We start from the raw sequence: 1,019 nt of genomic DNA on the forward strand, positions 1-1,019 counted from the left end.
CCGTGGCGGCGGGTGCCGTCGTGGCGTTCCGGGTCGTGTCCGCGCTCGTGTTCCGGGAGGAGCAGGTCAGCCTCGTCGCCGAGGAGGCCACCACCGACGACCTGCCGTTCGTCGTGCCGCTCGAAGCCCGGTCCGCGTACGTCGGGACCTCGTACGTACGCGACCTCGCGGGCGTCCTCGGCGGCACGTACACCGCCGACGCTCCGGGCGTCGGCATCGTCGAGTCGCTCGACGCTCTCGCCGGGCCCGGCTTCGACCCCGCCGAAGTGGACCCGCGGGTACGGGAGTTCTACGAGCACACCGCCCGCTTCACCCTCGACATCGAACCCCGCTGGCGGCTGTGGGTCCGCCCCGGCTACCTCCTCTACCGCACGCTGGTCGCCCAGCCCCTCGGCCAGGCCAACGTGCCGATGAACCAGCGCGAGGTGCAGCGCGGCATGCGCAGCCGCATCGACACGATCACCCCGGCACCGGACGGGAAGACCGCCGGGGAGACCGTCGGGGCGACCGCTGTGCGCGGCTGGATCCGGTCCTTCGCGGACACCGACGACCCCATCTACGTCGGCATCTACACCACGTACCGGCACGGCGGCCGCGGCTACGTCAGCGTCGGGTTCCCGCTCCCCCACGCCAGCTTCACCGCCACCCTCCTCCCCCGCGCCCGCCCCGGCGGCGGCCTGACGCTCACCAGCCACGTGGACGACGACGCCGGCACCGACCACCCCGGCCACTACCTGACGTACATCGACCCCGAGACGCGCGAGCTGACCACCCTCGGCGTGCACGGCTTCGCCGAGCGGCTCGACGTGTACGTCACCGACGACGGCCGGCTCCGCGCCGAACACGCCTTCTCCGTCTTCGGGATCCCCTTCCTCGTCCTGCACTACCGGATGGACCGCAAGCCATGACGCACGACGACTGGACCCCCGTCACCACCGGCGAGTCGGGGGCCGCCGTCTTCCGCAGCGCGGACGGCACCCGCTACGCCAAGCACGTACCCGCGACGGACCCCGCGGGCA

1 protein-coding gene and 1 pseudogene are annotated in these 1,019 nt (G+C 72.9%); both read left to right on the top strand.

What is annotated here, in order from left to right; genetic code table 11:
- The coding region (locus tag H5J30_RS35555) for a hypothetical protein (protein ID WP_181791911.1) at positions 1-908 on the top strand (908 nt) is incomplete at its 5' end.
- Positions 905-1,019, top strand: a pseudogene (locus tag H5J30_RS35560) (APH(3'') family aminoglycoside O-phosphotransferase); the annotation flags it as partial. The gene H5J30_RS35555 and the pseudogene H5J30_RS35560, both read left to right, overlap by 4 nt.

Source organism: Streptomyces phytophilus, from assembly GCF_013870535.1.
Lineage (GTDB): Bacteria > Actinomycetota > Actinomycetes > Streptomycetales > Streptomycetaceae > Streptomyces > Streptomyces phytophilus.